2 protein-coding genes are annotated in these 2,255 nt (G+C 21.2%); one reads left to right on the top strand and one right to left on the bottom strand.

Features of this window, described 5'->3' with window-relative positions; translation table 11 throughout:
* Positions 1 to 121 precede the first annotated feature (121 nt).
* Positions 122 to 1,807 carry a tetratricopeptide repeat-containing diguanylate cyclase gene (locus HMPREF0202_RS12585; RefSeq protein WP_023051099.1) on the top strand — a complete coding sequence of 562 codons (1,686 nt, stop codon included), beginning with the start codon at positions 122 to 124 and terminating at the stop codon, positions 1,805 to 1,807.
* 48 nt (positions 1,808 to 1,855) lie between these two features.
* Here the strand turns inward: HMPREF0202_RS12585 and HMPREF0202_RS12580 are convergent.
* A partial coding sequence (locus HMPREF0202_RS12580; protein WP_023051098.1) for a substrate-binding domain-containing protein occupies positions 1,856 to 2,255 on the bottom strand: 400 nt, incomplete at its 5' end.

The following is a 2,255-nucleotide window of genomic DNA, read 5'->3' as shown; positions in this document are numbered from 1 at the left end:
ATATTTAGAGATATATATAGAAAAGTAATAATTAAAAAAATTTATAATATCTATCTTCTATTAATATGGTATAATTATTTACTAAATAAAAAGAGTAAATATAAATAACAAGGTGGAATTAATGACAAAAAAGCATTGGGTGGCATTTTCTTTAGCAGTTATTTTATCAATTTTTTTCGTTAGAGAGCTATGGATTACAATTAATCATGGAATCTTTCCTGTTGAATTTATAGAATTAATAGATGAAGAAGAGTTAAATAAGAAATTAACTCCTTTAGAAAGAGAAGTTTTAAATAACTTCAAGAGTATAAAGCCTAGTAATTACAATACAAAATATAGTGAGATCGCAGAAAGTATTAGACCAATTTTAAATAATGAAAATGGAGTAGAGTTAGGAAGTTATATTTTAGAGAAATTAATTATAAATGAAAATTTAAATGATAAAAATAAGCTATATATTTTTAATAAATTAAGAGTTTTAAAAGCTAGAAATCATAATCTTTTAGATTCAATAAGATATAATTTAGAGTATATAAAATTTGCAAAATATTTGGATAGTACATATGATGTTGATAGAGGTAAGATGGGATTATCAATAATTATAAGTAGTTTAAATGGTTATGAAGTATCTAACAATCTTCTTTCAGAAATATTAGAAGAAAAAAGAGACTATAAAGATTATAATCAGGTAAAAATTTTAGCTCTTTTAAATCTAGCAGAAAATTATATGAGATTAGATAATCAAGAAAAAACAATAGAGTGTTTGGATAAGATAACTCAGTTATCTAAAATAGAGTCAGAAGCATATCAAAATAGCTTAATGATTATTACAAACTCTATATATTCTAGAATTTATTCTCAACTAAATAAAGAAACAGAAGCTTTTAATTATTTAAAAAAAACTGAGGAAAATTATAAAAAAAATAAAAAATCATATTTTATAGATGAATATATGTATTATATATTAGCTAAAGAGTTTTATAATTTAAAATTCTATGTAAATAATTTTTCAAAATCTAATATAGAAGAGATATTGGAATCTACACAGCATAAAAGTGATTTTCGATTTTTACATGACTGTTATGAGTTTCTTTTCGAATATTATAAAAAAATAGGTGATTTTGAAAACTATGATGGTTTAAAAAAGAAATATGATCAAAAAATAAATGAGATAAATGAAATAAATTATAGAATTTTATCTCTTTATATGATTGAATCTATTGAAAATGGAATAAAAAATAGAGATTATAAAATTTTAATTAATAGAGCAATAAGAATGTCAGGATATATAATAATATTATTATTTGGAGTTTCGTATTCTTTTAGAAAAATTAATCTCTTATATAAATCTACAATGAATGATGGATTGATAAAGATAAATAACAGAAAAGCTTTTGATAAAAATTTAAAAAGAGTTGAAAAAAGAGAGTTTTTTATGTTAATTTTTGATATTGATAATTTTAAAAACTTAAATGATACTTATGGTCATAAATTTGGAGATAGCGTTTTGAAAAAAATAGGAGAAGTTTTAATAAAAAAAGAGCAAAATGGTATAAGTACTTACAGAATAGGTGGAGAAGAATTTGCCGTAATAATTTTAGAGAAATTTTCTAATAGTTCTAAAGCTATTGAAATAACAGAGGAGATTAGAAAAGAGATAGAGAATTTAATTTGGATAAGAGATGTAAAAGTAACAATAAGTGGAGGTCTTTCATACAAATGTAATAAAATATATGAAGAGTGTGATAAACTTTTATATAAAGCAAAAAAATCAGGAAAAAATAAAATTTTAAATAATTTTAAATAAAAAACCAAAAATTTGTTTTAATTTTTGGTTTTTTTATTTATACATACATTATAATTTATTTACACTTTTTCCTTCAATAAAAGAAAAGTTGATAGTATATAAATTATGACAAGTCTCATTGTTTAAAAGTTTTATCATAATTTCAGCAGCAAGATAGCCAGCTGATTCGTTTTCAAATTTGATAGTTGTTAAATTCGGTGTAATAATTTGAGAAAGTTCATAACCTCCAAAACCAGTTACAGATAAATCATCAGGAATTTTTAGATTAAGTTCGTGAGCTACTTTATAAACAGCAAGAGCTTGTAAATCAGTAGAACAAATTAAAATATTAAATTTTTTATTTAAAAGAACTTCTTTTATTATGTTATAAGTATCTAAAAATGTAAAATTACTATATATAAATTGAATATCAGTAATATTTGAGTCTTCTTCAAATTTTGTGTAAATT

Source organism: Cetobacterium somerae ATCC BAA-474 (assembly GCF_000479045.1).
GTDB lineage: Bacteria > Fusobacteriota > Fusobacteriia > Fusobacteriales > Fusobacteriaceae > Cetobacterium_A > Cetobacterium_A somerae.
The sequence above is the reverse complement of the archived record's forward strand: the minus strand, read 5'-3'. Positions and strand labels throughout refer to the sequence as shown.